The following is a 23882-nucleotide window of genomic DNA, read 5'->3' as shown; positions in this document are numbered from 1 at the left end:
GTCTACTAACTAATATCGGTCAGCGCCGCTGTCAAGAACGCCCTGCCCTTGCGCGCACTGGCCCCGGCGCCCAAATTCAAGCTTGGGGGGCTTTTCATTCAGCCAGAGAGGCCCAGATGACCAACGCCTCAACTCTCGCCGACAGCGACGTCCACGCCCCGACCCGGCGCGATTTCCTTTATATCGCCACCGGCGCCTTCGCCGCCGTCGGGACCGCCGCCGCCGTGTGGCCGCTCATTTCGCAAATGTCGCCGGACGCGCAGACGATCGCCGCCGGCGCCCCATTCGACGTCGATATCGGCTCCATCGCGCCGGGCCAGCAGATCTCGGTTTTGTGGCGTGGGCATCCGGTCTTCATCGTCAACCGGCCGCCCGCGGCGCTGGCGACCCTCAAGGACCCGAAGCTCGCCGCGCATTTGCGCGATCCGGATTCGGCGGTCGCGCAACAGCCGCCCTACGCCCGCAACTGGCACCGTTCGATCGAGCCGCAATGGTTCGCGGTCGTCGGCGTCTGCACCCATCTCGGCTGCATTCCGCTCTACGAGCCCAACAAGGGGCAGCAGGGCCCGGATTGGCCAGGCGGCTATTTCTGCCCGTGCCACGGCTCGAAATACGACCTCGCCGGCCGCGTCTACACCAATGTGCCGGCGCCCTATAATCTTCCGGTGCCGCCCTATCGCCTGGTCGACGCCAAGACCCTGCGCATCGGCGAAAATCCGCCGGGCCAGAATTTCTCGTTCGATTCGATCGTCCAGCTGTAACGCGCCTTCGCGCGGCGCGCTCACCGGCCTTGCGGCAAACCACGACTTGCGGAAACGCCGACAGGAATGCGCCGCGCGGCGCGGACTTCATTTTTCGTCGCAAACAGCGCGCCGCCGAAGCTTATTCCCAATTGTGATTGTTTCCAAAATCTTGACGTCCGGCTAAATTCATTGCGTAAAAATTCGCCCGCCCGGTCAAGGGCGTGTCTGGAGGAATCGCCAATGACCATTGCCCAGCCCGCCACGGGCTCCCCCAAGGGCTCTCCCTTGTCGTGGGCCGCTTGGATTCTCGTCGCGCTCGTCGGCGCCATTTCGCTCGGGACGGTCGCTCTCCATCGCGGCGAGACCATCAACGCGCTCTGGCTGGTGACCGCGGCGGCCTGCGTCTATCTCATCGCTTATCGTTTCTACAGCGTGTTCATCGCTGAAAAGGTGCTTCAGCTCGACGACGCGCGCGTGACGCCCGCCGTGCGCCGCAACGACGGCCTCGATTACGTGCCGACGGACAAATATGTGCTGTTCGGGCATCATTTCGCGGCCATCGCCGGCGCCGGACCTCTGGTCGGCCCCGTTCTCGCCGCGCAAATGGGCTATCTCCCCGGCACGCTCTGGCTGCTCGTCGGCGTGGTCTTCGCCGGCGCGGTGCAGGACATGGTCATCCTGTTCATCTCGACCCGCCGCGACGGCCGCTCGCTCGGCGACCTGATCAAGACCGAAATGGGCGAGACCGCCGGCATGATCGCGCAGTTCGGCGTGCTGGCGATCATGGTCATCCTTCTCGCCGTGCTTGCGCTCGTCGTCGTCAAGGCCCTCGCCGGAAGCCCGTGGGGCACGTTCACGGTCGCCTCGACCCTGCCGACCGCCTTGCTGATGGGCGTCTACAGCCGTTTCATCCGGCCGGGCCGCATCGCCGAAATGTCGATCATCGGCTTCGTGCTGTTGATCCTCGGCATCGTCTATGGCCAGACCGTCAGCCAGAGCCCGACGCTCGCCCCCTATTTCACCTTCAAGGGCCCCCAGCTCGCGCTCATGCTGATCGCCTATGGCTTCGTCGCCTCCGTGCTCCCGGTCTGGCTGCTGCTCGCGCCGCGCGACTATCTCTCGACCTTCCTCAAGATCGGCACGATCCTCGCGCTCGCCATCGGCATCGCCATCGTCAGGCCGGAACTGCATATGCCGGCGGTGACCAAATATATCGACGGGACCGGGCCGGTGTTCAAAGGCGCGCTGTTCCCCTTCCTGTTCATCACCATCGCCTGCGGCGCCGTCTCCGGCTTCCACGCCCTGATCTCGTCCGGCACCACGCCGAAAATGATCATGCGCGAGAGCGAAATCCGCACGATCGGCTATGGCGCGATGCTGATGGAAAGCGCCGTCGGCGTCATGGCGCTGATCGCCGCGACCCTGCTGGAGCCGGGCGTCTATTACGCCATGAACTCCGCCCCGGCGCTGATCGGGACCACGCCGGCGCAGGCCGCGCAGACGATCTCGTCCTGGGGATTCGCGGTCACGCCCGACATGCTGGCCGCGGCCGCCAAGGAGGTGGGCGAGCACACCATCCTGTCGCGCGCCGGCGGCGCGCCGACGCTCGCCGTCGGCATGGCTCACATCCTGTCGGGCTTCCTCGGCGGCTCGGCGGCGAAGGCCTTCTGGTACCATTTCGCCATCCTGTTCGAAGCCTTGTTCATCCTCACCACGGTGGACGCCGGCACCCGCGTCGCCCGCTTCATGATCCAGGACCTGCTCGGCCATTTCGTCCCGGTCATGCGTCAAACCCGGAACTGGGGCGCCAATATCGCCGCCACGGCGCTGGCCGTCTCCGGCTGGGGCTATTTCCTCTATCAAGGCGTCGTCGATCCGCTCGGGGGCATCAATACGCTTTGGCCCTTGTTCGGCATCGCCAACCAGATGCTCGCGGCCATCGCGCTCATTCTCTGCACCGCCGTGCTGTTCAAGATGAAGCGCGAACGCTACGCCTGGGTCACGGTCATGCCGACGATCTGGCTGATCATCTGCACGCTGACCGCCGGCTGGCAGAAACTGTTCGACGCCAATCCGGCGATCGGCTTTCTGTCCAATGCGCAGAAATTCTCGGCCGCTGTCGCCCAGGGCAAAGTGCTTGCCCCGGCCAACAGCATGGATGAGATGAACCGGGTGATCACCAATAATTACGTGGACGCCGGTCTCACCGCCATATTCATCGCAGTGGTCGTCGCGATGATCGTCGCGGGCTTCGTCACGATCCGCAACGCCCGCTCCAACCCCAATGTCACCACCAGGGAGGTGGGCGATGATCTGTCTGGATTGCAGCCCGTCAAGGCTTAGAGGAATAGGTCGCAAATTGCGCCAGACGGCCTCGCTCATGATCGGTCAGCCCGATTACGAGACCTATGTGGCGCATTGGAAGCAATTCCATCCCGATGAGACGCCGATGAACCGCACGGAATTCTTCCGCAACCGCGAGGAGCGGCGCTACGGCGGCGGCGTCTCGACCGGGGGGTTCCGCTGCTGCTGAAAGGAGCGGCGCTTTGAAAAAAGCGCCGCTTCTCGCTATGTAAGCCGAATGCGTGTTTCCGATCTCGACATTCTCATCGTTCCCGGCCTCGGGGGCTCGGGGCCCGATCATTGGCAGAGCCGCTGGGCGCAGAAGCTTTCCACAGCCCGCCTGGTCGAACAGGACGACTGGGTGAACCCGGCGCGCGACGCCTGGGTCGCAGCAATCTTACGCGAAATCGACGCCGCCGCGCGTCCGGTCGCCCTCGTCGGGCACAGCCTCGGCTCGCTCGCCGCCGCCAGCGCCATCGCGGAAACGCCGGCGCGCGAAAAAATCGCCGCCGCTTTTCTGGTCGCGCCGCCCGACCCGGACGCCGAAAAGCTGCCGCCCGGCCTGATTGACCCTGCCTTCAAGGAAAAAGCGCCGCAAACGGCGCTGGGCGTGCCGGGCGTCCTCGTCGCCAGCCGCAATGATTCCTTCGCGGATTATGCTTTTGCGGAGCAGCTCGCCCAGCAATGGGGGCTGGACCTCGCGGATGCGGGCGAGGCGGGCCATATCAACGCCGAAAGCGGCCATGGCCCTTGGCCCGAGGGCCTGATGCGGCTGGCGGGCCTCTTTTCCCGCCTGTCCCGGTAACCGCCCGCGCCGCCAATATTTCGCGGGGGGTGACTATCGAAAGCTCAAGCGCCGCGCGGGTCCGGCGCGGCGCTCCCATTGCGGCGTTCAGCTTGCGCGATGTTGGGTGATCGCCTTGGCCGCCAGCAGCGCCAGCGGAATCGCGACGATGAAGCCCGCGGCCGCGGCGATGAGAATATAGCGCATCGCTTCGAATTGCAGCGACGGGACCATGAGGACGACGATGATCAAAACCCCCGCGAGGGTAGCGCCGCCCATGACCCACAACAATGCCGCCAATCTAATCATCGTTGCCTCCTGCAAAGCCTACGGCGATGCGGTCAAATCGCCGTAGGCTTCTTCTCTCGCTTTTCCAGGGAGCGTAAAGGCGTCAATTTCACCGCCTTTGCGCCGCTGGTGGCTTGCAGCGTCGCGCTGGCCGCGATTGCGGTCGTTGACTTAAATCAATTTTGGCGCAATCGCGTCTTTTAGACGCAGAGGGAAGGAAATTCAGGCCGGACGAAAGACCTCGTCGGCGCGCGTCTCGAAGGCGAAAGCGAATTTCCGGAACGCGGCGTCGAACATCGAGCCCATCAGCGCCGCCAGCATCCGGCTGCGGAATTCATAAGCAATATAGAATTCGATCCGACACTTCCCTTCGTCCGCGTCGACGAAGCGCCATATGTTTTCCAGATGGCTGAACGGACCATCGACATATTCGACATCGATGCGCCGCGCCGCGCGGTTCAAGGTCACCCGGCTGGTGAATCGCTCCCGAATCGCCTTGTAGCCGACCTCCATCTCCGCAAGAACGACCTCGGCGCCGTCCGCGCCCGAAAAGCGTCGTTTGACCCGCAACGCCTGACACAAGGGCACGAATTGGGGGTAGGCTTCCACATCCGCCACCAGATCGAACATCTGCTGCGGCGTATGATTGACGACGTGGCTGGTGCGGAAGCTTGGCATCGGCGCCTCATCCGCGCGCGCCGCGCCGGCGCGCGCGCAGCCGTTCGAAATCCTCGCCCGCGTGATGCGACGAACGCGTCAGCGGCGAAGAGGCGACGAGCAGAAAGCCCTTGGCGTAGGCGATGGATTCATAGGCCTTGAATTGCTCGGGCGGCACGAAGGCCTTGACCGGATGGTGTTTGCGGGTCGGCTGGAGATATTGGCCGATGGTGAGGAAATCGACCTCGGCCGAGCGCAGGTCGTCCATCAACTGCAGGACCTCGTTGCGCTCCTCGCCCAGCCCCAGCATGATTCCCGACTTGGTGAAAATGTCCGGGTCCAGCTCCTTCACCTTCTGCAACAGGCGCAAAGAGTGAAAATAGCGCGCGCCCGGGCGGACGGTAAGATAGTTCGAGGGCACGGTTTCGAGATTGTGGTTGAACACGTCGGGCTTGGCTTCGACCACGCGCTCCAGCGCTCCCGGCTTGCGCAGGAAGTCGGGCGTCAGAATCTCGATGGTGGTTGACGGGCTCATCGCCCGGATCGCCGCGATCACCGCCGCGAAATGGCCGGCGCCGCCGTCGTCGAGGTCGTCGCGATCGACCGAGGTGATGACGACATGGCTCAGACCGAGCCGCGCCGTCGCCTCGCCAATATGGGCGGGCTCGCCGGCGTCGAGCGGCGCCGGGAGGCCGGTCTTGACGTTGCAGAAGGCGCAGGCGCGGGTGCAGACATCGCCCATGATCATGAAAGTGGCGTGCTTCTTGTCCCAGCACTCGCCGATATTGGGGCAGCCCGCTTCCTCGCAGACGGTGACCAGCTTGTTGGCCTTGACGATGGCGTTGGTCTCCGCCCAGCCGGGGGAGCCCGGCGCCTTGACGCGGATCCATTCCGGCTTGCGCGCGATCGGCTGGTCGGGCTTGTGCGCCTTTTCCGGGTGACGCGGGCGCGAATCGTCCTTCTTGCGGGGATCATCATTGAGAAGGTCGAGCACGACAGCCATCGCGAGGCTCCAGGAAATCTTTCGATTTCAAATAGACTCTAATGCGGCCGGCCGCAACGAATCGCTGAAGGAGATCGGCTTCCGCCACGCCGGGAATCGCCTCGGTCGCGCAGGCATGGTTTCGACCTCGCCGCGGCGCGCCCAGTTGTTCGTCTGGAAATATAGTTTTTGCGGGGGCTTGTTTTCCAGCCTGAAAGCCTTTATTTAACGAACATCGAACTTTTCGGTCGTCGAATTCGCGTTGCATCAACAGCGCAGCTATCGCTCCCCCAAAAAATCTCGATATCGCTAGACTCACTTCTTGAATTGAGTCGTTTTTTGCTCGCTTTAAGGAGAGTCAATATGGCTACGGGCACTGTAAAATGGTTTAATGGTCAAAAGGGCTTCGGCTTCATCCAGCCCGACGATGGCGGCACGGATGTTTTTGTCCATGTCAGCGCGGTGGAACAAGCCGGGCTCACGGGCCTGGCGGAAGGCCAGAAGATCAGCTACGAAATCGCAGTTGACCGCCGGAGCGGCAAGTCTTCCGCGTCACGGCTTCAGGTCGTCTGACGAGGGAATCGATTTCGCGCGCTTCGCTGGTCATGGATGTAATGGCGCGAGCCGTCGTGCGATCTGGAAGCCCTGGGCGACGCTCAGGGCTTTTTATTTGCGTTTTCGGCGCGCGAAACGGCGGATGCCGGGTCGTCGCAAAAAAATGCCGTGAAATTCAAAGAATTTAGAGGCGGTCACAATCGCTCGCCCCCGATGTCGTCGCCGATGGCGCGCTCGACGACGCAAGCGCCGGAACCTTCCGGAGAAGGATGACAGCACATGAGCAATTATCCGAAAAAGCCGGCCGCCGATCCGCCGTCCCGCCCGTTGCGCTCGCTCAGCCACAAATATTCGATCGGGTCCGTCGTGGTGTTGAGCGGCGGGTCCGATCAAACCGCCTTCAAGATCACCCGCCATCTGCCGGACGGCGGCTCCGGACCACAATACCGGATCAAGAGCGAGCGAGAGAACTACGAACGCGTTACGACCGAATCGCGCCTTACTCCACTGTCAAAATGACGCCAGGCCGACCTGCGAAACAGGGCTCCGCGCGGTGGCCGGAAAGCGAAATCGCCAGGCGTCGATCTCGGGAGACAGAATGGATAAATGGTCGGTCGAGCCGCTGCTTCTGACCTCGACGCGCTTTTCGACCTTTCGACAGGGCCAGATCCTTACCGGCGCGAGCGGCTTTTTCTTCCTGCGCGATGATCGCCTGTTCGTCGTCACGAGCCGGCATGTTCTCGTCGATAAAGCCAGCGGCCACTTTCCCGACAGCATTGAGATCGAACTTCACATCGACGGTGACGATCTGGCGAAAGCCACCGGCTTTTCCGTGCCGCTCTATGACGACGGAAAACCGGCCTGGCGACAAGGCGCCGATAAATCCGGCGACATCGACGTCGCGGCGATCGAAATCGAGCGCGAGGCCCTGCCGGACTCGACGATCTACCGCGCCTTCACGCCCGATCATTTGCCGGGCCCCTCCGAAACGATCGAAACCGGCGCATTTATACTGGTCGTCGGGTTTCCGCTCGGCTTCCACGACACCCTGCATCATTTGCCGGTGGTGCGTCAGGGCGTGATCGCGTCCTCCTTCGGGCTGCGCTTTCAGGGCCAGGGCTTTTTCCTGACCGACGCCCGAACACATCGCGGCGCGAGCGGTTCGCCGGTCGTGACCCGCGCGGTCAGCCGCGAAGGAGCCGCGCTCGATCCGCCATGGCTGCTGCTCGGCGTGCATTCGACCCGGTTCGACGTCGCGCGCGACCTCGACCGCGACGAGGCGCTGGGCCTGAATTGCGCCTGGTACGCCGATATTCTGATGACGCTCACGGAGTAATCCGGCGCCCGTCCTGTCCGGTCGGCGCCACTAAACCAGCTCCACTTCCGCCACGCCCGGAATCGCCTTGATCGCGCTGGAGGCTTGCGGATTGACGGGATAGCGGCCGGGCAGCCTGATTTCGACCTCGCGCTCGGGGGCGTCGAGCCGCAGCACCAGCGTCACCTCGCCTTCCGGCCGGCCCTTCAGCCGCTCCGAAAGGCGCGGCAAGGGCGCCGGATTGCGCAGAATAATGCGCAGGCCCTTCTGGATGCGCGCCGCCGCCTCGTCCAGTTTCTCGGCCATGGTGATGCGGGCGCGCACGTCTTCGCCATCGAGATTGGCCTGAAGCGTGACCAGCACGCAGGCGCCCTTCTCCAGCAGGTCGCGATATTGGTTCAGTCCTTCCTGAAACATAATCGCTTCATATTGCCCGGAAGGGTCGGACAGGGTCACGATCCCCATCTTGGACCCAGATTTGGTGCGGCGCTCGGCGCGGTCGAGCACGGTGGCGGCGAGTCGCCCCGCCGAGGCGCCCTGCTTCACCGCCCTCGCGAAATGGGCCCAATTATCGACCCGCAGCCTTTTCGTCACGTTCTGATAGGCGTCGAGCGGATGGCCGGAAATGAAGAAGCCGATCGCCTCGAATTCGCGGCGCAGACGCTCTTCCGCCGACCAGTTCTCGTAATTGGTCAGGCGCAGGGCCTCCGGCTCGGCGGCGCCGAACAGCGCCGACTGGCCGACAAGGCTTTCCTCCTGCGCGCGATTGGCAAGGGCGAGAATCGGCTCGACCGCGGCAAAAGCCTTGGCGCGGTCGCGCTCCAGCTCGTCGAAGGCCCCGGCGGCGGCGAGCGCCTCCAGCACCTTCTTGTTGACCTCGCGCGGATTGAGCCGGGCCGAGAGGTCGGACAGGTCGCGGAACGATCTTGCGCCGCGCGCCCGCACCAAAGCCTCCGCCTGCCCCTCGCCCACACCCTTCACCGCCGACAAGGCATAGCGGATCGTGAGGACGCCCGAGGCGTCGCGATGAACGTCAAAATCCACGCCGGAGCGGTTGACCGAAGGCGGCTCGACCTTGATGCCGAGACGCGTCGCCTCGTTGCGGAATTCCGCCAGCTTGTCGGTGTTGCTCTTGTCGAGCGTCATCGAGGCGGCGAGGAATTCGACCGGATGATTGGCCTTGCACCACGCGGTCTGATAGGCGACCAGGGCATAGGCTGCGGCATGGCTCTTGTTGAAGCCGTAATCGGCGAATTTCGCCAGCAGGTCGAAGATTTCATCGGCCTTGGCTTTTTCAATCCCACGCTCCACCGCGCCGTCCACGAAACGGGCGCGCTGCTTGTCCATTTCCGCCTTGATTTTCTTGCCCATCGCGCGGCGCAGCATGTCCGCCTCGCCGAGCGAATAGCCCGACAGGATCTGGGCGATCTGCATCACCTGTTCCTGATAGATGATGACGCCGAATGTCTCCTTCAGCACGGACTCGATTTTGGGATGGAGGTAATCGGCGTCCTCCTCGCCATGTTTCACGGCGCAATAGGTCGGGATATTGGCCATCGGCCCGGGACGGTAGAGCGCGACCAGCGCGATAATGTCCTCGAAACGGTCGGCGCGCATTTCGGCCAGCGCCTTGCGCATGCCCGCGCTTTCCACCTGGAACACGCCGACCGTCTCGCCGCGCCCGAGCATGTCGAAGGTTTTCTGGTCGTCGAGCGGGATTTTCGACAGATCGACCTCGATCCCACGCTGTTTCAGCAACGCGACGCAGGTTGAAAGCGTCGTGAGCGTCTTGAGGCCCAGAAAGTCGAATTTCACCAATCCGGCCTGTTCGACCCATTTCATGTTGAACTGGGTCGCCGGCATGTCGGATTTGGGATCGCGATAGAGCGGCGTGAGTTGATCCAGCGGCCGATCGCCGATGACAATGCCCGCGGCATGGGTCGAGGCGTTGGAGTAAAGCCCTTCGAGCTTCTGCGCGACCTCCAACAGCTGCCGCACTCGCGAATCCTGCTGCGCGGCTTCCTGCAGGCGGGGCTCGGAATCGATCGCCTGTTTGAGCGAGACCGGCGCGGCCGGGTTCTGCGGCACAAGCTTGGCGAGCTTGTCCACGAGGCCAAGCGGCATTTCCAGCACCCGCCCTACATTGCGCAACACGCCGCGCGCCAGGAACGAACCGAAGGTGATGATCTGCGCCACCCGATCCTCGCCATAGCGGCGGCGGACATAGGCGATGACCTCGTCGCGGCGGGTCTGGCAGAAATCGATGTCGAAATCCGGCATCGAAACGCGCTCGGGATTGAGGAAGCGCTCGAACAGCAGCGAAAAGCGGATCGGATCGAGATCGGTGATGGTCAGGGCATAGGCGACCAGCGAGCCCGCGCCCGAGCCGCGCCCCGGCCCGACCGGAATCCCTTGCGCCTTCGCCCATTTGATGAAGTCCGACACGATCAGGAAATAGCCGGGGAACTTCATCTTCTCGATGATCGAAAGCTCGAATTCGAGCCTTTTCCGATAATCCTCCTCGGTGTGGCCGGGCGCCGGGCCATGGGCGCTGATCCGGTCGGCGAGGCCGGATGCGGCCTGAGCGCGCAATTCCGCCGCCTCGTCGACGCCTTCGTTGAAATTAGGCAGGATCGGCTTGCGGGTGCGCGGCCGATAGGCGCAACGCAGCGCGATTTCGACGCTGTTCCGCGTCGCCTCGGGCAGGTCCGCGAACAAAGCGACCATTTCCGCGCGGGTTTTGAAGCGATGCTCGGGCGTGAGCTTGCGCCGGTTGTCCTGGCCGACGACGGCGCCGTCGGCGATGCACATGAGCGCGTCATGGGCGTCATAATCGGCGGCGACGGCGAAATAGGGCTCATTGGTCGCAACCAGCGGCAGGCCTTCGCGATAGGCCATGTCGAGCAGGAAGGGTTCGACCTTCTGCTCGCTTTCGAGCCCGTGGCGCTGGATTTCGATATAGAATCGATCGGCGAACAAGGGCGCCAAAGCGGCGAGCCGCGCCTGCGCGACCTCGGGCTTGTCGAGCGCGAAAGCGCGGTCGAGCGGTCCGGTCGGACCACCGCTCAGCGCGATCAGACCTTCGCTCGCCGCCGCAAGCTGTGCGATTCCGACATGGGGCGAATCGCCGGGATCGACCATGAGCCAGGCCTGCGAGACCAGCCGCATGAGATTGGCGTAGCCCTGCTCGCTTTGCGCCAACAGCACGATATTGCCCTTGCCGGCGTCCAGCGCCAGACTCTCGCCGCGCGTGCGAAAATTTTCCACGTCGCCAAAATCCAACGTGAGCTGGCATCCGACGATGGGCTGCACGCCCTCCTTCGCGAATTTTTCGGAAATCTCCAGGGCGCCGAACAGATTGTTGACGTCCGTCACCGCGACCGCGGGCTGGACGTCGGCGAGCGCGAGCTTCAGCAATTTGCTCACGCCGATCGCGCCTTCGCGCAAGGAAAAAGCGGTATGAACATGGAGATGAACGAAGCCGACTTTCTCGATCATCCGCTCGACCATTGCCCGCCTCCCACGCCTGAATTGGATTACGATAATGCGGCCGTGAACCGCAAAGGTCCCGCCCCAATATAATCTTTCGACAAAAACATGTGGATAACGTCTGTTTTCGTAATGTTCGCTTGATATTCTATATTTATTCCGATGACGACGAACTGTTCAAGATTTGTTGCCTTCATGACATATCACGTAAAAACAAGAGATTACGAAGCAGCATCCTGTGGATAAGCTGGGAAGCGCCTTGTGGATAAGTTGCGTGGCCGAACATCCGCTTTTGCGGCTAGATTGCGGCAATCCTGAGGTTTTACGGCGGTCAAGAGCGCCATAACGCATTGCACGCAAATGTGGCGGCAGGGCCACAGCCGGTTTCAGTTCACGGCATTTCCGCCAGCAGTCCGTTGCGCAAGGTCAGGCGCCTGTCCATGCGCGCGGCAAGGTCGACGTTGTGAGTCGCGATCAGCGCCGCAAGGCCAGTGGCGCGCACCAGCGACATCAGCGCCGAGAAAACTCGGTCGGCCGTTTCGGGGTCGAGATTGCCGGTCGGCTCGTCGGCCAGCAGCAAGCCCGGCGCATTGGCGACCGCACGGGCGATGGCCACGCGCTGCTGCTCGCCGCCGGACATTTCCGACGGCCTATGATTGGCGCGCGCCGCCAGGCCGAGATAATCGAGCAACTCCAGCGCCCGGCGCCGCGCCTCCTGGCGCGGCAGGCCGGCGATCATCTGCGGCGTCATGACATTTTCCGTCGCGGTGAACTCCGGCAGGAGATGGTGAAACTGATAGACGAAGCCGATTCGGTTTCGCCGCAGGGCCGTGCGCTGCGAATCGTTCAGGCCCGAGGTCGGCTGGCCCTCGATCTCGACCTCGCCGCCGTCCGGCCGCTCCAATAGCCCCGCGATATGGAGCAGGGTCGATTTGCCGGCGCCCGAAGGCGCAACCAACGCCGCCGCCTGGTGCGGCCACAGCACGGCGTCGGCCCCGCGGAGAATTTCGAGAAAGCCGTCGCCCTCGCGGTAGCGCCGCGTGACCCCGGTCAGTTTCAGCGTCGGCCGCCGAGCGTTTTTTGAAGCCTCGTCATTCATGGCGCAGGGCCTCGACCGGATCGAGCCGGGCGGCGCGCCACGACGGATAGAGCGTGGCGAGGAAGGACAGGCACAGGGTCAGCACGGCGATCCCACCGACCTCGTGAAGATCGAGCGACGACGGCAGTTGCGACAGATGGTAGATGTCGGCCGGGAACAGGTTGAGGTTGAAGGTCCGGTTCACGAAAGTGCGGATGTTTTCGAGCTGCAGCGCCAGCGGCACGCCCAAAGCCGTGCCGAGAATCGCGCCCGTGGCGCCGATGGAGAGGCCGGTAAGGATGAAGACGCGCAGGATCGAGCCGCGCGTCGCCCCCATGGTCCGCAGGATGGCGATGTCGCGGCCCTTGTCCTTGACCAGAAGAATCAGCCCCTGGACGATCAGCAGCGAGGCCACCGCGACGATGATCGCGAGAATGAGGAAGATCGAATCGCTCTCGACCTTGAGCACGTCGAAGAAGCTCTTGTAGCGCTGCCGCCAGTCCGTCAGCATGATCGGACGGGTGATGGCCTGGACGATCCGCTCGCGCACCGCATCGACCTTATCGGGATGGGCGACGAAGCCCTCGATGATATTGGCCTCGTCGGGGCGGTTGAAAAAGGCCTGGGCCTCGGCGAGCGGCATGAAGACGATCAGCTGGTCGAAGTCATAGAGGCCGGACTGGTAGATCGCCTTGACCGGATAGGCCTTGAGGCGCGGCGTGACGCCGAACGGCGTCTGCGCCCCTTTCGCGGTGAGGATCGAAACTTTGTCGCCGACCTGAACGCCGAGCGTCTCCGCCAGTTTTTCGCCGATCACCACGCCCACTTTGTCGTCGAAATGGTCGAGCGTCCCCTGCCGGACATTGCCGACAATGCCCGGCAGGCGCTTGAGGTCGGCCTCGGTCACGCCGCGGACCAGCGCCCCGGTCTGCTGCTGGGGCGAGGAAATGCCGGCCGCATTCTCCACCATGGGAAAGGCGAAGGTGATTCCGGGGATTTTCCTGAGCTGGGCCGTCACCTCGCGGTAATCGGTGAGCGGCGTGTCGATCGGCTGGATGAAAATATGGCCGTTGACGCCGATCAGCTTGGAAATCATCTCGTCGCGCATGCCGTTCATCACCGACATGACGACGATCAGGGACATCACGCCGACGGTGATTCCGGTGACGGAAAGCCCGGCTATGGCCGACGGCAGCCAGCGATTGCGGCGCGAGCGCATGTAGCGCAGGGCCAGCATGCGCTCATAGGCGCCGAAAGGCGCGGCGCCCGATCCTTCGGCGGCGGCGGCGCCGAATCGCGCAAAAAACCGGGTGAAATGGATCATGACCTCTCTTTCGACGCCCGTGGACCAAGATGGGCGCCGGCGAAAGGGGCCCGATGCGGCTCACGCGCCGGGACCGGCGCGTGAGCCGCAGATAGACCCGAATTGCGCGCAAATGAAGACCCCTTGCCCATGAATTGCCGCGCATTTTAGTCGTTTTCCAAACCGGCCCGCAATCCGGACGTGCAAGGTTAACTGCCGTAACGTCTGGAGCGAAAAGTGACCAACCCCCGTCTCTTCGAACTGGCGCGCATGCCGCTCAATGTGCGGGCGGCCCGCATCGCCGAATTGTTCGCCGAGGGAAACGAGGAAGGACCCGCGGCCCTCGGACGCGCGAAACGGCGCGCCGCGCGCCGCGAGGCGCTGCGCGGAACGCCTCTGGCCGACCTGCGCCGCAGGTTTCGCAGCCTGCGCCATTGGCTCTCGCCCCGTCATTTCGTCGAAGCCGCTCTGGTGCTCGCCTGCATGGCGCGCGACTGGGCGACCGACGGCGCAACGCCCTCGACCAAGGCCTGCGGCCAGCGGCCGCTGGGGTTCTGCGGACGCGCCGCGTCCCTTGCGCCCGATTATCTGATCGAGGCTTATTCGCGCGGTCTGAGCCCCCGAAATTTCCTCGGCGTTCCGACACTCTGGTCGCCGGCGACCCATGCCGTCCTGCGCCCCTGGGATTTCCCGCGCGGCATATCGGGCGCCGATTCGGCCGCCGTCCACATCAGCCTCGACCAGTCATTCGACCAGATTCTGCTGGCGAGCGCGCGGGCGTCCCGCGACGTCTGGCGCCATCCCGTCCTCGATCTCGCCCTCGGCGACCTTTACGACGCCGGATTCGCCCATTCGCTCGAAGTCCGCGACGCGGACGGCGATCTGCTCGCCGGTTTGATCGGAGTCGCAGTCGGCGGCGTCTTCACCATCGAACGGCTGTTCGCCCGCGACGAGGAGGCGCTGGCGCGCGGCGTGAACAACCTTGCTTTCCAGTTGCAGCGCTGGAATTTCGCGCTAATCGCGATCAAGGCGCCCTCCGAGCTCGCCCTGCGGCTGCGCTGCGCCACGATGACCCGCGCCGCCTATGCAGCCGAACTCGCCAGCAACGGCTGCGGCGGCCGTCACGGACGCTGGCGCATGTCCGACGACCTGCGCCGCCCCGCGAGCCTCCTCGGCGATTATGCGATGGGCGCGTGATATCGACGCTCCCACGTCGTCATCGCGAGCGCAGCAAAGCAATTCATCTCTCAACACACTGAAAGCACGACAGGATTTCTCCGCCACAGCGAGCGCCTGATGACTCGGATCGGCGATTTTGGCGCCGGTCAGCCGGCCGCCCGAAGCAGGACGACGGCGTAAAAGCCGTCCGTATCATGGCGCGCGGGGGTGAGCCGAAGGCCCGGGCCGTGAGGCGAAGCGGCGGCGTCGAGACCGGCGAGACCCGCCTTGGCAAGGCTTTCCGCCGCCGGCTCGGCTGCGAAATCAATGTGGCCGGCGAGAAAGGCCGCGATCCGGTCCTCGTTTTCCTCGCACAGCAGCGAACAGGTGACATAAACGAGGCGGCCGCCCGGCTTCACATAAAGCGCGGCGCGAGCGAGCACATCGTCCTGCGCCTTGATCCTCTGCTCCAGCGCGCCGGGCCTGATGCGCCATTTGGCGTCGGGATTGCGCCGCCACGTGCCGGTCCCGGTGCAGGGCGCATCCACCAGCACGAGATCGCAGGCGCCGGCGAGGTCGCCTGCGGGATCGTGATTCGGCCCGCGCGGCGCGCGGACCTGGACATTGCGGGCCCCCGCCCGCTCCAGCCGGGGAAAGATCGGCGTCAGCCGCCGGCCGTCGGAATCGGTGGCGTAAATCTGGCCGCGATTTTCCATGTCGCCGGCCATTGCGAGGCTCTTGCCGCCGCCGCCGGCGCACAGGTCGAGAACCTGCTCGCCGGGCGCGGCGCGCGCGATGCGCGACGCGATCTGCGAACCCTCGTCCTGGATTTCGACCAGCCCGCGCGCATAGGCCGGCTCGCCCGACAGCGCCGTCGCCCGTCCGTCCGCCCCTTGCGCGATTCTCAAGCCCAGCGGCGCGAAACGGCACGCCTGCGCGCCGAGATGCGCCAGTTCTTCGAGCGACTGCTGGCGCGTCGCCTTCAGCGCATTCACCCGCAGATCGAGCGGCGCGCGGGCGGCGAGCGCCCGGCCTTCCTCGACGGCTTTTTCGACAAAGGCGCGGGCGAAATGAGGCGCCAGCCATTCGGGGAAGTCGCCGGCGACCCAGATCGGCGCGCCGGAAAGATCGGGCGCCGCGAGCGCCGCTTTCTCGTCCTCGCTCAATGGCGCGGGCGCATGGCCCTCGCCACTGAAATGGCCGGCGATCTCTTGCGCGCTCAGGCCGCGCGCCAGAAGGAGCGCGCCGATCATTTCCGCACGCGGCGTCTCCGCCTTCATGACCCAGCGCGCCGAGGCGCGGCGGCGCAGGACGTCATAGACCAGCGAGGCGATCCCCGCCCGGTCCTTCGACCCGGCGAAACGATGGGCGAGCCCCCAGTCCTTCAGCGCGTCGGCAGCGGGGCGACGACGCGTCTCAAGATCGTCAAGAACTTCAATCGCGGCGGCGATCCGGGCGGAGGGGTGCATGCTGGCCTTGAGGAGAAGGAACGACGCCAAGCCGGCGCCTCACGGGCGGCCGTCGTTTCACACTCGGGACGCCCAGGCAAGAACGAATTGGCGTGTCGCGCGATGGCGGCGCCTCAAAGAGAGGATGTGGAAATCGACGAAAATCGGCGGCCTTTTTGCGAAAACGACGCGAATTCGGCAAAAATCGCGGGGCTATAAGGCGGAAATCGCCAGCGTGCGTCGACGGCCTCTATCGACGAGATCGCGTTTTGCGCACGGGCGCCGGCTGAAAGGGCGCCGATTAACTCTTGGCATTGTCGCGGTGCGCCGTCATCTTCGCGGCGGGGGCCGCGCTCGGGAGCATTGGGATGAAACCCTTCTGGACAAAGCCGCGATCAAGCCCGCCGATCCTTCCGCTGGCTTTCGCGATCCTGCTGGTCGGGGGAGCGGCGCTCGCCAAGGCTCCGGAGCAGAAGTACGAACCTCTGCCCGCGCCGTCGGTCACCGAACAGAGCATCGAGATCGGCGGCCGCAAGCTCGGGTTCAAGGCGACGGCTTCGGCCGTGCCGGTCAAGGATGCTCGATCGGGCGAGGTCCTTGCCGAAATCGCCACCCTCGCCTTCACGGTCGAACCGCCGAAGGCGGAAGCGGGCGGCGGCGGCGGCGCCGCTTGTCGTCCCATCGTCTTCGCTGTCAATGGCGGCCCTGGGGCCGGGTCGGCATGGCTCAACCTCGGCGCCATCGGACCCTGGCGCCTGCCCTTCGCCGGCGCCGTTCCGTCCACGCCGCCGCGCCTCGTGGACAATCAGGAAAGCTGGCTCGACTTCGCCGATCTCGTCTTCCTCGATCCGCCCGGAACCGGCTACTCGCGCCTGCCGACCAATGAAGCCGCGCGAAAGAGATTTTTGTCGGTGGACGGCGACATCGACATGCTCGCCGTCGTCATCCGGCGCTGGACCGTGCGGGAGCATCGCCAAGCCTGCCCCAAATATCTGCTTGGCGAAAGCTATGGCGGCTTCCGTGCGCCCAAAATCGTCCGCGTCTTGCAGGAAAAGGAGAATATCGGGATGGATGGCCTGATCCTGCTGTCCCCGGTCCTCGACTTCTCCTGGATCCATGGCCGCAACAATCCGCTGCTCGACGCCTCCCGCCTGCCATCGCTCGTCGCCAGCCACACGGGCGCAAAGGACCGCGCCGCTTTGGCCGAGGCGGAGGCCTATGCGCAAGGCGACTACCTCGCCGATCTGCTGCGCGGCCCGCGGGACAAGGCTGCGCTGGAGCGAATCGTCAGCCGCCTCTCGGCCATGACCGGCCTGGCGCCCGAAAAACTGCGTCGGCTCGGCGGCCGCGTCAGCGCCGAGGATTGGACGCGCGATTCGGACCCTTCCGGCCGCACCGTCGCGAGCTTCTATGACGGCGCCACGCGCGGCCTCAGCCCGGACCCGAGGCGGCCTCCGTCCGAGTGGGCCGACCCCGTGCTCGACGCGCTGCGCGCGCCGTTGGCCGAGGCCATGGAGCAGGTCGTGACGGGAAGGCTCAAATGGCCGGTCGGCGATTCCAAATATGAAATTCTGAACGACAAGGTTTCGGAAAGCTGGGACTGGGGCCATGGTCGTCTCGGCCAGGAATCCCTGTCCGATCTTCACCGCGTCATGGCGCTCGATCCTCGCATCAGGGTTCTTGTGGCGCTGGGCCTCAACGATCTCGTGACGCCCTATTTCGGGACTTGCCTGCTGCTGGCTCAGAGCGCGGACATTGGTTCGCCGGAGCGGATCGATCTTCTTGCACTCGCCGGGGGCCACATGTTCTACGCCGAGGACGGCTCGCGCGCCGCCTTCCGCGATGCGGCGCGCAAAATGATCGAGGGAAAGTAACGGCCTTCCTCGTCCCACGATCCAGCGATGAGGCGCCAGCCGAAGGCATCATTCCGAACACTCGCTGCATTGTCGGCTTCCGGCGGATAGCGGAAGATCGCCCCCCCTCCCGCAAGGACTGCGTGCCTCATAAACCGGACGTTCCGCCCGCGACCGCTTTCCGACCAGCCCTTGAGAATGTGCTGTCTGTTCGGTTCGATCCGTCGAAGAGAGGAATTTGCGGCACGACCTGCTTCTGCTTGGGGAGAAGAATCTCACCGGTCCATCGAGCGCAAGGCCTGCCTGCGGCACGCGGACGCGATGATGAAGGAGGCGTAGCTCCAGGTCAGGTTCAAAGCCGAAGTCGGCGCGCCGTCGATATGGGAAAACTGCTCCGCGAGAACGCCCGATTCCGGCGCGAACCGGCGCACCGTGGCCATGACCGCGTCGCCGCGCTCGATCAGGACCCGCGCCAGCCTTTCGCGAAACTGCGGCCGGAGCGCCTCCTCGCCCAGGACCCAAGCCTCCTCGCCCAGCATTTCGGCGAGGCGTTCGCGATTGTAGAGCGAAAGAGCGATTGGTTCGCCGGTGGCGGCGGCTATGGCAAAACGGTAGTAGAATTCAGCCGCGCCGAGCGTGGAAAAGTAAAAAGCGCCGCCCGTGAAATAAACGTCGCCGTCATAGCGCCCGTGCGCAATTCCGCATTCCTTCGGCCGGTTGCGATTGATGAGATAGGCGCCATCGAAGAGTTGTTCGAGCCTGGCCAAAGTCGCCAGGGCTTTGGGATCGGCGGGACTGTGGGGACCGCTCAGCCGGGCCGCCTGGACCACGCCAAGGATGGCGGCGAAATCGAGCCGCATGGTCGGGGTGGGTTTCAGTGACGGATCGGGGAGCGGCGTCAGATAGGCGCCGGCGCCGGCGTCGAAATACTGATCGAGCGTTCGCGCCGTCTCCTGCGCCGCCAAGGCGCAATTTTCGGCGCGGCGCGCGTCGGCGAGCGATTGCGCCCATTCGGCTCCATCGCTCAGGACCGCGAATTGTGCGATCTGGGTGTGATAGTGGCGGCGACGATGCTCTTCCCAAATGTCGTAGCAGGGCTCCCGCCAATATTTGAGCGTATAGTCGAGATCGTCTTCGATCAGGGTCCGCATGGCGGCGATCGGCAGAAGCGGACGGAGGCTTTCGTTGCGCCAATAGCGCATCAGGGCGAGCGCCCGCAGCGCCGGGCCGTCATTCTGCGGACGCGACCATTGCAGAATGTCCAGCCGTCCGTCGGCGGTCAGACGCGCCTCGCCGAGCACGCTCTCGCCATGGATATCCGCCATTTCCTCGCGCGTGCGCACATATTTGACATGGTCCGGCAGGACGCCGGCGCGTTCTTCCTCGTCGTGCGGATTGGCGCGCCCGTCGAGCTGGCCCAACGCCAGACTGAATTCGACGAATTCCCCGAAAAGCCTCAGGCCCTCGTCGCCTAATGACCCGTCCTCGATGAGGTAGCGCAGGCCGTCGACGACCACGGAGGAATCGCGCAGCCAATGGAAGAAATAATCGGGATTTTCGGCGAGATCGGTGGAAGCGAGGATGGAGCCGCGCGCCGGACGGATGGTCTGACCGTAATTGGGGCGATGCTTGACCAGATGCGTCGCCGAAATGGCGCGCGGCATGAGTTCGGCGCAGCGCCGATATTGGCGCGCCAGCCAATCGTCCAGTCCTTGTGTCCAAGGCTCAGATCGCGGCTTGCTCATCGAGGACCTCATTCCGAAGACTGGCGACCGCCTTTCGGAAATCCTGCTCAGCCGGCGGCGCGGCGCTGGGCCAAGCTTTCACGTTGCGGTTTGCGGGTCAAACAGAGAATGCGCCGAAAGAACGGATCAGCGCCTTGCGATCCGGCAATATTGACCAGGGTCGAAGCGGAAAGCTCCTCGCTGAAAATGTCGAACAATGCCTTCCGCGACACGAGGGAGAGCGAATCGATGGCGGAATCGACGATGACCCAGAGCGGCTTGTGCAGCAGCACGCGGGCGAAGGCCACGCTCTGCTGCTCCGCGTCAGTGAGGTTCTGGTCCCAGCGTCCGCTCTCGTCCAGGCGGCCGACGAGGTGGGAGAGGCCCATCCGCGTCAGGGCGGCGTCGAACTGCTCCGCAGCGAAGATTTCCGTTTGCGCCGGATAGGCCAGAATCTCGCGCAAGGAGCCATCGGGAATATAGGGGCGCTTGGGCATGAACATGATCCGGTCATCCGACGGCAAGGCGATGCGCCCGGAGCCCCAGGTCCACAGGCCGGCCATTGCGCGAAACAGGCTGGTCTTGCCCACCCCCGGCGCGCCGACGATCAGCACATGCTCGCCCGCGGCGATTTCCACATGGGCCTCGTCGAACGTTATGCCGCCCGACCGTGACATGACCGTGAGATCGTCCAATAGCAGCCTGTTATCCGGCGAGACCGTCAACTCGATGCGGGGGCCGCCGCCGCCGATGCGGTCCATGGCCCCCAGCGCGCGACGAAAGGCGGCGACGCGCAACAGAGTGGCGCGCCAGTCCGCGATCACGCCGACATTGTCGACGAACCAGCGCAAAGACTGCTGCACCTGATCGAAGGCCCCGACCGCCATCAGCAGCCCGCCAAAGGTGAGGTTTCCGGCGAAATAGGCGGGCGAGGCGACGACGATCGGCGCGACGATGGTGAACCAGCCGTAGCCGGCAGTCACCCAGGTCAGCCGGGTGGTGACGCTGATCACCTGGCGCAGGATGACGAGAAGGCGGTCGAGCTGGGTGTTGAGCTGGGTCGATTCTTCGTTCTCGCCGCGATAGACGGCGATGCCTTCGGCGTGATCGTTGGCGTGCACCAGGGCGAATCGCAGGTTGGATTCGCGCGCATAGCGCTCGGCGTTGAGCTGAATGAGCCGCCGTCCGGCGCGCCAGGACAGCAATGAGGCCGCGCCGGCGTAAGTGAGCGCGGCCCAGACCATATAGCCGGGAATGCTGAAACGGGCGCCGCGGAACGACAGGACCACGCCCTCCGACAGGCCCCACAGCACGCCGATGAAACAGACGAGCAGCAGCGCGGCCTGCAGCAGGCCGACGCCGAGATCGGTCGAGACGTCGGAAAGATGATTGGCGTCCTCGTGGATGCGCTGGTCGGGATTGACGCCGATGGCCCCCGCCCCGGCGATGAGAAACGCGCGGCGGGGCGTCAGCCATTCAGAGATGAGGTCGCGCGTCAGCCCTTCGCGCAATTTCATCTTCATCGTCATGCTCAGCCACCTCTGAGCGACATTGAGAGCGAGCAGCGCGCCGGCGATGAAAACGTAGAGCAGGAGCTGCCGCCCAAAGCCGGCGATGTCCTTTTCGGAGAGAGAATCGTAAAAGGCCTTCGTCCATATGTTCAGGCGGATCTGCATGCCGGCGGTGGCGCCGACGACGGCGAGTAGCCCTCCCGCCAGGCTCAGAAGGGCGGCGCGCTGCGGCGAAGCGCCGAGGGCCCTCAGCAGGAGGCGCGCCAACGCGACGAAGCCGTCGTCCTGCGACTGCTTCTCGACCGCGGCCTCAGGAGCGGCGCCAGCATGTTCCGCCATCGATCCTCGACCGCTACCGTCGCCTCGCCAAGCGCCCGCTTTTGCATAATCCAGCTGCCTATAACATCATTGGCCGAGGCGTCGGGCAAGCGGGCAGGACGGGATTCGGGCATGGACTTGAACTGGATCGAAAAACTTCTCGCCAGAATGACCCTCGAAGAGAAACTTGGCCAGATGACCATGTCGCCGGCAGGCGCGGCGGCGACGGGACCGATTCGCGGCGAGGCGACGACGGAAAGCGTTCGCGCCGGCAAGGTCGGCTCCCTGCTGAATCTCTGGGGCCGGGAAGCGACCGATCGTTTCCAGAAGCTCGCGGTGGAAGAAACGCGGCTCGGCATTCCCCTGTTCTTCGGCGTCGATGTCCTGCACGGCCACCGGACTGTCTTTCCCATTCCCCTTGCCGAGGCGTCCGTGTTCGATCCCGATCTTTGGGAGCGCACGGCGCGGGCGGCGGCGCGGGAGGCCGCGGCCGACGGCGTCGATCTGACCTTCGCGCCCATGCTCGACACAACCCGCGACCCGCGCTGGGGCCGCATGGCCGAAGGCTTCGGCGAAGACCCCCTGGTCGGCGCGCGCTTCGCCGCCGCCAAGGTGCGCGGCTTTCAAGGCGGAGATCTCGCCTCGCCGGGCGCGCTCGCCGCGACCGCCAAACATTTCTGCTGCGGCGGCGCCGCGCTGGCGGGGCGCGAATATGCCGCCGCCGACATGTCCGAACGAACTCTGCACGAGACCTATCTGCCGCCGTTCCGCGCCGCCGTCGAAGCCGGCTGCGCCGCCATCATGTCGGCCTTCAACTCGCTTGGCGGCGTCCCGATGACCGCGCATGTTCCGTTGCTGCGCTCATATTTGCGCGGAAAGCTCGGATTCGACGGTGTGATCATGAGCGATTACGCCGCCATTGAAGAGCTGATCGACCATGGCGTCGCCGCCGACCGCGCCGAAGCGGCGGGCCTGGCGCTGAAAGCCGGCGTGGATATCGACATGGTGAGCGGCGTCTATCTTGCCGCATTGCCTGAAGCGCTTTCGCGCGGTCTCGCGGAATTGAAGGACATTGACGCGGCGGTGCGGCGAATCCTCACCCTCAAGATGAAACTCGGCCTGTTCGACGATCCCTACCGCCGAACGAAAGGGGCGCGCTCCGCATCGCGTGCGGCGAAAAAACTCGCCCTCGACGTCGCCCGGCGCGCCATCACCCTCCTCGCCAATGACGGGATCCTGCCGCTCGGCGAGAACATCCGCCGCATCGCCGTGGTCGGTCCGCTCGCCGAGGCGCGAGAGGAAATGGTCGGCCCCTGGACGCTGGCGGGCGACCCGCGCCAATGTGCAACCATTCTCGACGGCTTGCGCGCCGCCCTTCCGGAACGCGAAATCCATTGCCAGCTGGGCGTGACCATCGCCGGCGACGATGAAAGCGGCATTGCCGCGGCGCGGGCGCTTTGTCAGAACGCCGACGCCGCCATTCTCTGCCTGGGCGAGGCCGCAAACATGAGCGGCGAGGCGGCGAGCAGGGCGCGTCCCGAACTTCCGGGGCGCCAGCGCCAACTGGCGGAAGCCGTGCTGTCGAGCGGCCGTCCTGTCGTCGCCCTTCTCTCATCCGGCCGGCCTCTCATCGTTCCCTTTCTCGCCGAGCGCGCCCGCGCCCTGGTCGCGACCTGGTTTCTCGGCGCAGGCGCCGGCGAGGCGATCGCCGAGGTTCTGACCGGACGATTCGATCCAACCGGGCGGCTTCCCGTCACCTGGCCGCTGGACGTCGGTCAAATTCCGGTCTTTTTCGCCGAACGGCCCGCCGCCCGGCCGGCCAATCCGACCGATCCCTTCACCAGCAAATATATCGATTTGCCGAACGAACCTCTTTTTCCCTTCGGCCATGGCCTGTCCTACGCCCAGGTCAAACTGGACAATCTGCGCCTCGCCCACGCCGAATTCCGGCGGGGCGACCGCATCCGGGTTGCAATCGACGCGCAGAACCTTTCCGACCGGCCAGCGTTCGAAACCATATTCCTCTTTTCGCGTGATTGTGTCGCCACTGCCGCGCCGCCGGTGCTGGAGTTGAAGAATTGGGCCAAGGTGAAACTGGCGGCGCGGCAGAAAAGGACCGTTCGTTTCGCTCTCGCAGCCGAAGACCTGTCCTGCCTCGACGCCGATCTTCGGCCGATGCTGGAGCCGGGCGATTTCGACATTTTCGTCGGCCTCAACGCCGACCGGCGATTTCTTCTTTCCGCCCCCCTGCGCTGCCTGGACTGATCGGCTGACCCTGCCGCGAGTTTCCGCCAAGGCGCAAAGCCGCCCTTGCCGGAGGCTCTTGCGACCTT

At 64.7% G+C, this 23882-nt stretch carries 20 protein-coding genes; 10 read left to right on the top strand and 10 right to left on the bottom strand.

Features of this window, described 5'->3' with window-relative positions:
* Positions 1–116: 116 nt before the first annotated feature.
* The gene (gene petA, locus K2U94_RS09110; protein ID WP_243066906.1) at positions 117–761 is read left to right on the top strand and encodes a ubiquinol-cytochrome c reductase iron-sulfur subunit; all 645 of its coding nucleotides are present in this window, start codon (positions 117–119) and stop codon (positions 759–761) included.
* Positions 762–781: 20 nt separating this feature from the next.
* Here petA and K2U94_RS09105 read toward each other — a convergent pair whose 3' ends face one another.
* Positions 782–991, bottom strand: a complete 210-nt coding sequence (locus K2U94_RS09105; RefSeq protein ID WP_243066905.1) for a hypothetical protein — start codon at positions 989–991, stop codon at positions 782–784.
* Here K2U94_RS09105 and K2U94_RS09100 point away from each other — a divergent pair.
* Genes K2U94_RS09100 through K2U94_RS09090 form a run of 3 tightly spaced genes read left to right on the top strand, consistent with a single transcriptional unit; the run spans position 984 to position 3891 of the window.
* On the top strand, positions 984–3086 hold the full coding sequence (locus K2U94_RS09100; protein ID WP_243066904.1) for a carbon starvation CstA family protein: 2103 nt from the start codon (positions 984–986) through the stop codon (positions 3084–3086). The two genes, K2U94_RS09105 and K2U94_RS09100, sit on opposite strands and share 8 nt — an antisense overlap.
* 16 nt (positions 3087–3102) lie before the next feature.
* On the top strand, positions 3103–3276 hold the full coding sequence (locus K2U94_RS09095; RefSeq protein WP_369334836.1) for a YbdD/YjiX family protein: 174 nt from the start codon (positions 3103–3105) through the stop codon (positions 3274–3276).
* Between the two features lie 48 nt (positions 3277–3324).
* Positions 3325–3891: an RBBP9/YdeN family alpha/beta hydrolase gene (locus tag K2U94_RS09090; protein WP_243066902.1), complete on the top strand. Its 567-nt coding sequence runs from the start codon at positions 3325–3327 to the stop codon at positions 3889–3891.
* 87 nt (positions 3892–3978) lie between these two features.
* Here the strand turns inward: K2U94_RS09090 and K2U94_RS09085 are convergent, their stop codons facing one another.
* The 3 genes from K2U94_RS09085 to lipA all read right to left on the bottom strand — a co-directional run bounded on the left by K2U94_RS09085 (position 3979) and on the right by lipA (position 5818).
* Entirely contained in the window at positions 3979–4179 is a 201-nt protein-coding gene (locus K2U94_RS09085) for a hypothetical protein (RefSeq protein ID WP_243066901.1), read from the bottom strand.
* A 201-nt stretch (positions 4180–4380) separates the two neighbouring features.
* Positions 4381–4836 (bottom strand): type II toxin-antitoxin system RatA family toxin, encoded by a 456-nt coding sequence (locus tag K2U94_RS09080; RefSeq protein ID WP_243066900.1) that lies wholly within the window; start codon positions 4834–4836, stop codon positions 4381–4383.
* Positions 4837–4843: 7 nt separating this feature from the next.
* A complete protein-coding gene (lipA, locus tag K2U94_RS09075) occupies positions 4844–5818 on the bottom strand; it encodes a lipoyl synthase (protein ID WP_243066899.1) in 975 nt (324 codons plus the stop codon).
* Positions 5819–6160: 342 nt separating this feature from the next.
* Here lipA and K2U94_RS09070 point away from each other — a divergent pair, with 342 nt between their 5' ends.
* The 3 genes from K2U94_RS09070 (at position 6161) to K2U94_RS09060 (ending at position 7688) form a co-directional block, all read left to right on the top strand.
* Positions 6161–6370 (top strand): cold-shock protein, encoded by a 210-nt coding sequence (locus K2U94_RS09070; protein ID WP_243068839.1) that lies wholly within the window; start codon positions 6161–6163, stop codon positions 6368–6370.
* A gap of 261 nt (positions 6371–6631) precedes the next feature.
* A complete protein-coding gene (locus tag K2U94_RS09065) occupies positions 6632–6871 on the top strand; it encodes a hypothetical protein (protein WP_243066898.1) in 240 nt (79 codons plus the stop codon).
* Positions 6872–6950: 79 nt separating this feature from the next.
* The gene (locus tag K2U94_RS09060) at positions 6951–7688 is read left to right on the top strand and encodes a S1 family peptidase (protein ID WP_243066897.1); all 738 of its coding nucleotides are present in this window, start codon (positions 6951–6953) and stop codon (positions 7686–7688) included.
* A gap of 30 nt (positions 7689–7718) precedes the next feature.
* Here the strand turns inward: K2U94_RS09060 and dnaE are convergent, their stop codons facing one another.
* The 3 genes from dnaE to K2U94_RS09045 all read right to left on the bottom strand — a co-directional run bounded on the left by dnaE (position 7719) and on the right by K2U94_RS09045 (position 13558).
* The gene (gene dnaE / locus K2U94_RS09055; RefSeq protein ID WP_243066896.1) at positions 7719–11177 is read right to left on the bottom strand and encodes a DNA polymerase III subunit alpha; all 3459 of its coding nucleotides are present in this window, start codon (positions 11175–11177) and stop codon (positions 7719–7721) included.
* A 370-nt stretch (positions 11178–11547) separates the two neighbouring features.
* Positions 11548–12255 carry an ABC transporter ATP-binding protein gene (locus K2U94_RS09050; protein WP_243066895.1) on the bottom strand — a complete coding sequence of 236 codons (708 nt, stop codon included), beginning with the start codon at positions 12253–12255 and terminating at the stop codon, positions 11548–11550.
* Entirely contained in the window at positions 12248–13558 is a 1311-nt protein-coding gene (locus tag K2U94_RS09045; protein ID WP_243066894.1) for a lipoprotein-releasing ABC transporter permease subunit, read from the bottom strand. Before K2U94_RS09045 ends, K2U94_RS09050 begins: the two co-directional genes overlap by 8 nt.
* Positions 13559–13774: 216 nt before the next feature.
* Between K2U94_RS09045 and K2U94_RS09040 the strand changes: the two genes are divergently transcribed.
* A complete protein-coding gene (locus K2U94_RS09040) occupies positions 13775–14734 on the top strand; it encodes a hypothetical protein (protein ID WP_243066893.1) in 960 nt (319 codons plus the stop codon).
* Positions 14735–14862: 128 nt separating this feature from the next.
* Here K2U94_RS09040 and K2U94_RS09035 read toward each other — a convergent pair whose 3' ends face one another.
* The gene (locus tag K2U94_RS09035; RefSeq protein WP_243068838.1) at positions 14863–16164 is read right to left on the bottom strand and encodes an RsmB/NOP family class I SAM-dependent RNA methyltransferase; all 1302 of its coding nucleotides are present in this window, start codon (positions 16162–16164) and stop codon (positions 14863–14865) included.
* Between the two features lie 347 nt (positions 16165–16511).
* Between K2U94_RS09035 and K2U94_RS09030 the strand changes: the two genes are divergently transcribed.
* Positions 16512–18017: a S10 family peptidase gene (locus tag K2U94_RS09030; RefSeq protein ID WP_243066892.1), complete on the top strand. Its 1506-nt coding sequence runs from the start codon at positions 16512–16514 to the stop codon at positions 18015–18017.
* 254 nt (positions 18018–18271) lie between these two features.
* Here K2U94_RS09030 and K2U94_RS09025 read toward each other — a convergent pair whose 3' ends face one another.
* Positions 18272–19741 (bottom strand): glycoside hydrolase family 15 protein, encoded by a 1470-nt coding sequence (locus tag K2U94_RS09025; protein WP_243066891.1) that lies wholly within the window; start codon positions 19739–19741, stop codon positions 18272–18274.
* 47 nt (positions 19742–19788) lie between these two features.
* Positions 19789–21570 (bottom strand): ABC transporter ATP-binding protein/permease, encoded by a 1782-nt coding sequence (locus tag K2U94_RS09020; protein WP_243066890.1) that lies wholly within the window; start codon positions 21568–21570, stop codon positions 19789–19791.
* Between the two features lie 111 nt (positions 21571–21681).
* Between K2U94_RS09020 and K2U94_RS09015 the strand changes: the two genes are divergently transcribed.
* Positions 21682–23814, top strand: coding sequence for a glycoside hydrolase family 3 N-terminal domain-containing protein (locus tag K2U94_RS09015; RefSeq protein WP_243066889.1), 2133 nt, complete (start codon positions 21682–21684; stop codon positions 23812–23814).
* The last annotated feature ends 68 nt before the right edge of the window (positions 23815–23882 follow it).

Source organism: Candidatus Rhodoblastus alkanivorans (genome assembly GCF_022760755.1).
Classification (GTDB): Bacteria; Pseudomonadota; Alphaproteobacteria; order Rhizobiales; family Beijerinckiaceae; genus Rhodoblastus; species Rhodoblastus alkanivorans.
The sequence above is the reverse complement of the archived record's forward strand: the minus strand, read 5'-3'. Positions and strand labels throughout refer to the sequence as shown.

Bases quoted from the DNA above. Each gene is read 5' to 3' on its own strand.
- petA (WP_243066906.1), top strand. From the start codon at position 117: ATGACCAACGCCTCAACTCTCGCCGACAGCGACGTCCACGCCCCGACC.
- K2U94_RS09100 (WP_243066904.1), top strand. From the start codon at position 984: ATGACCATTGCCCAGCCCGCCACGGGCTCCCCCAAGGGCTCTCCCTTG.
- K2U94_RS09105 (WP_243066905.1), bottom strand. From the start codon at position 991: ATGGTCATTGGCGATTCCTCCAGACACGCCCTTGACCGGGCGGGCGAA.
- K2U94_RS09090 (WP_243066902.1), top strand. From the start codon at position 3,325: ATGCGTGTTTCCGATCTCGACATTCTCATCGTTCCCGGCCTCGGGGGC.
- K2U94_RS09085 (WP_243066901.1), bottom strand. From the start codon at position 4,179: ATGATTAGATTGGCGGCATTGTTGTGGGTCATGGGCGGCGCTACCCTC.
- K2U94_RS09080 (WP_243066900.1), bottom strand. From the start codon at position 4,836: ATGCCAAGCTTCCGCACCAGCCACGTCGTCAATCATACGCCGCAGCAG.
- lipA (WP_243066899.1), bottom strand. From the start codon at position 5,818: ATGGCTGTCGTGCTCGACCTTCTCAATGATGATCCCCGCAAGAAGGAC.
- K2U94_RS09070 (WP_243068839.1), top strand. From the start codon at position 6,161: ATGGCTACGGGCACTGTAAAATGGTTTAATGGTCAAAAGGGCTTCGGC.
- K2U94_RS09065 (WP_243066898.1), top strand. From the start codon at position 6,632: ATGAGCAATTATCCGAAAAAGCCGGCCGCCGATCCGCCGTCCCGCCCG.
- K2U94_RS09060 (WP_243066897.1), top strand. From the start codon at position 6,951: ATGGATAAATGGTCGGTCGAGCCGCTGCTTCTGACCTCGACGCGCTTT.
- dnaE (WP_243066896.1), bottom strand. From the start codon at position 11,177: ATGGTCGAGCGGATGATCGAGAAAGTCGGCTTCGTTCATCTCCATGTT.
- K2U94_RS09050 (WP_243066895.1), bottom strand. From the start codon at position 12,255: ATGAATGACGAGGCTTCAAAAAACGCTCGGCGGCCGACGCTGAAACTG.
- K2U94_RS09045 (WP_243066894.1), bottom strand. From the start codon at position 13,558: ATGATCCATTTCACCCGGTTTTTTGCGCGATTCGGCGCCGCCGCCGCC.
- K2U94_RS09035 (WP_243068838.1), bottom strand. From the start codon at position 16,164: ATGCACCCCTCCGCCCGGATCGCCGCCGCGATTGAAGTTCTTGACGAT.
- K2U94_RS09030 (WP_243066892.1), top strand. From the start codon at position 16,512: ATGAAACCCTTCTGGACAAAGCCGCGATCAAGCCCGCCGATCCTTCCG.
- K2U94_RS09025 (WP_243066891.1), bottom strand. From the start codon at position 19,741: ATGAGCAAGCCGCGATCTGAGCCTTGGACACAAGGACTGGACGATTGG.
- K2U94_RS09020 (WP_243066890.1), bottom strand. From the start codon at position 21,570: ATGGCGGAACATGCTGGCGCCGCTCCTGAGGCCGCGGTCGAGAAGCAG.
- K2U94_RS09015 (WP_243066889.1), top strand. From the start codon at position 21,682: ATGGACTTGAACTGGATCGAAAAACTTCTCGCCAGAATGACCCTCGAA.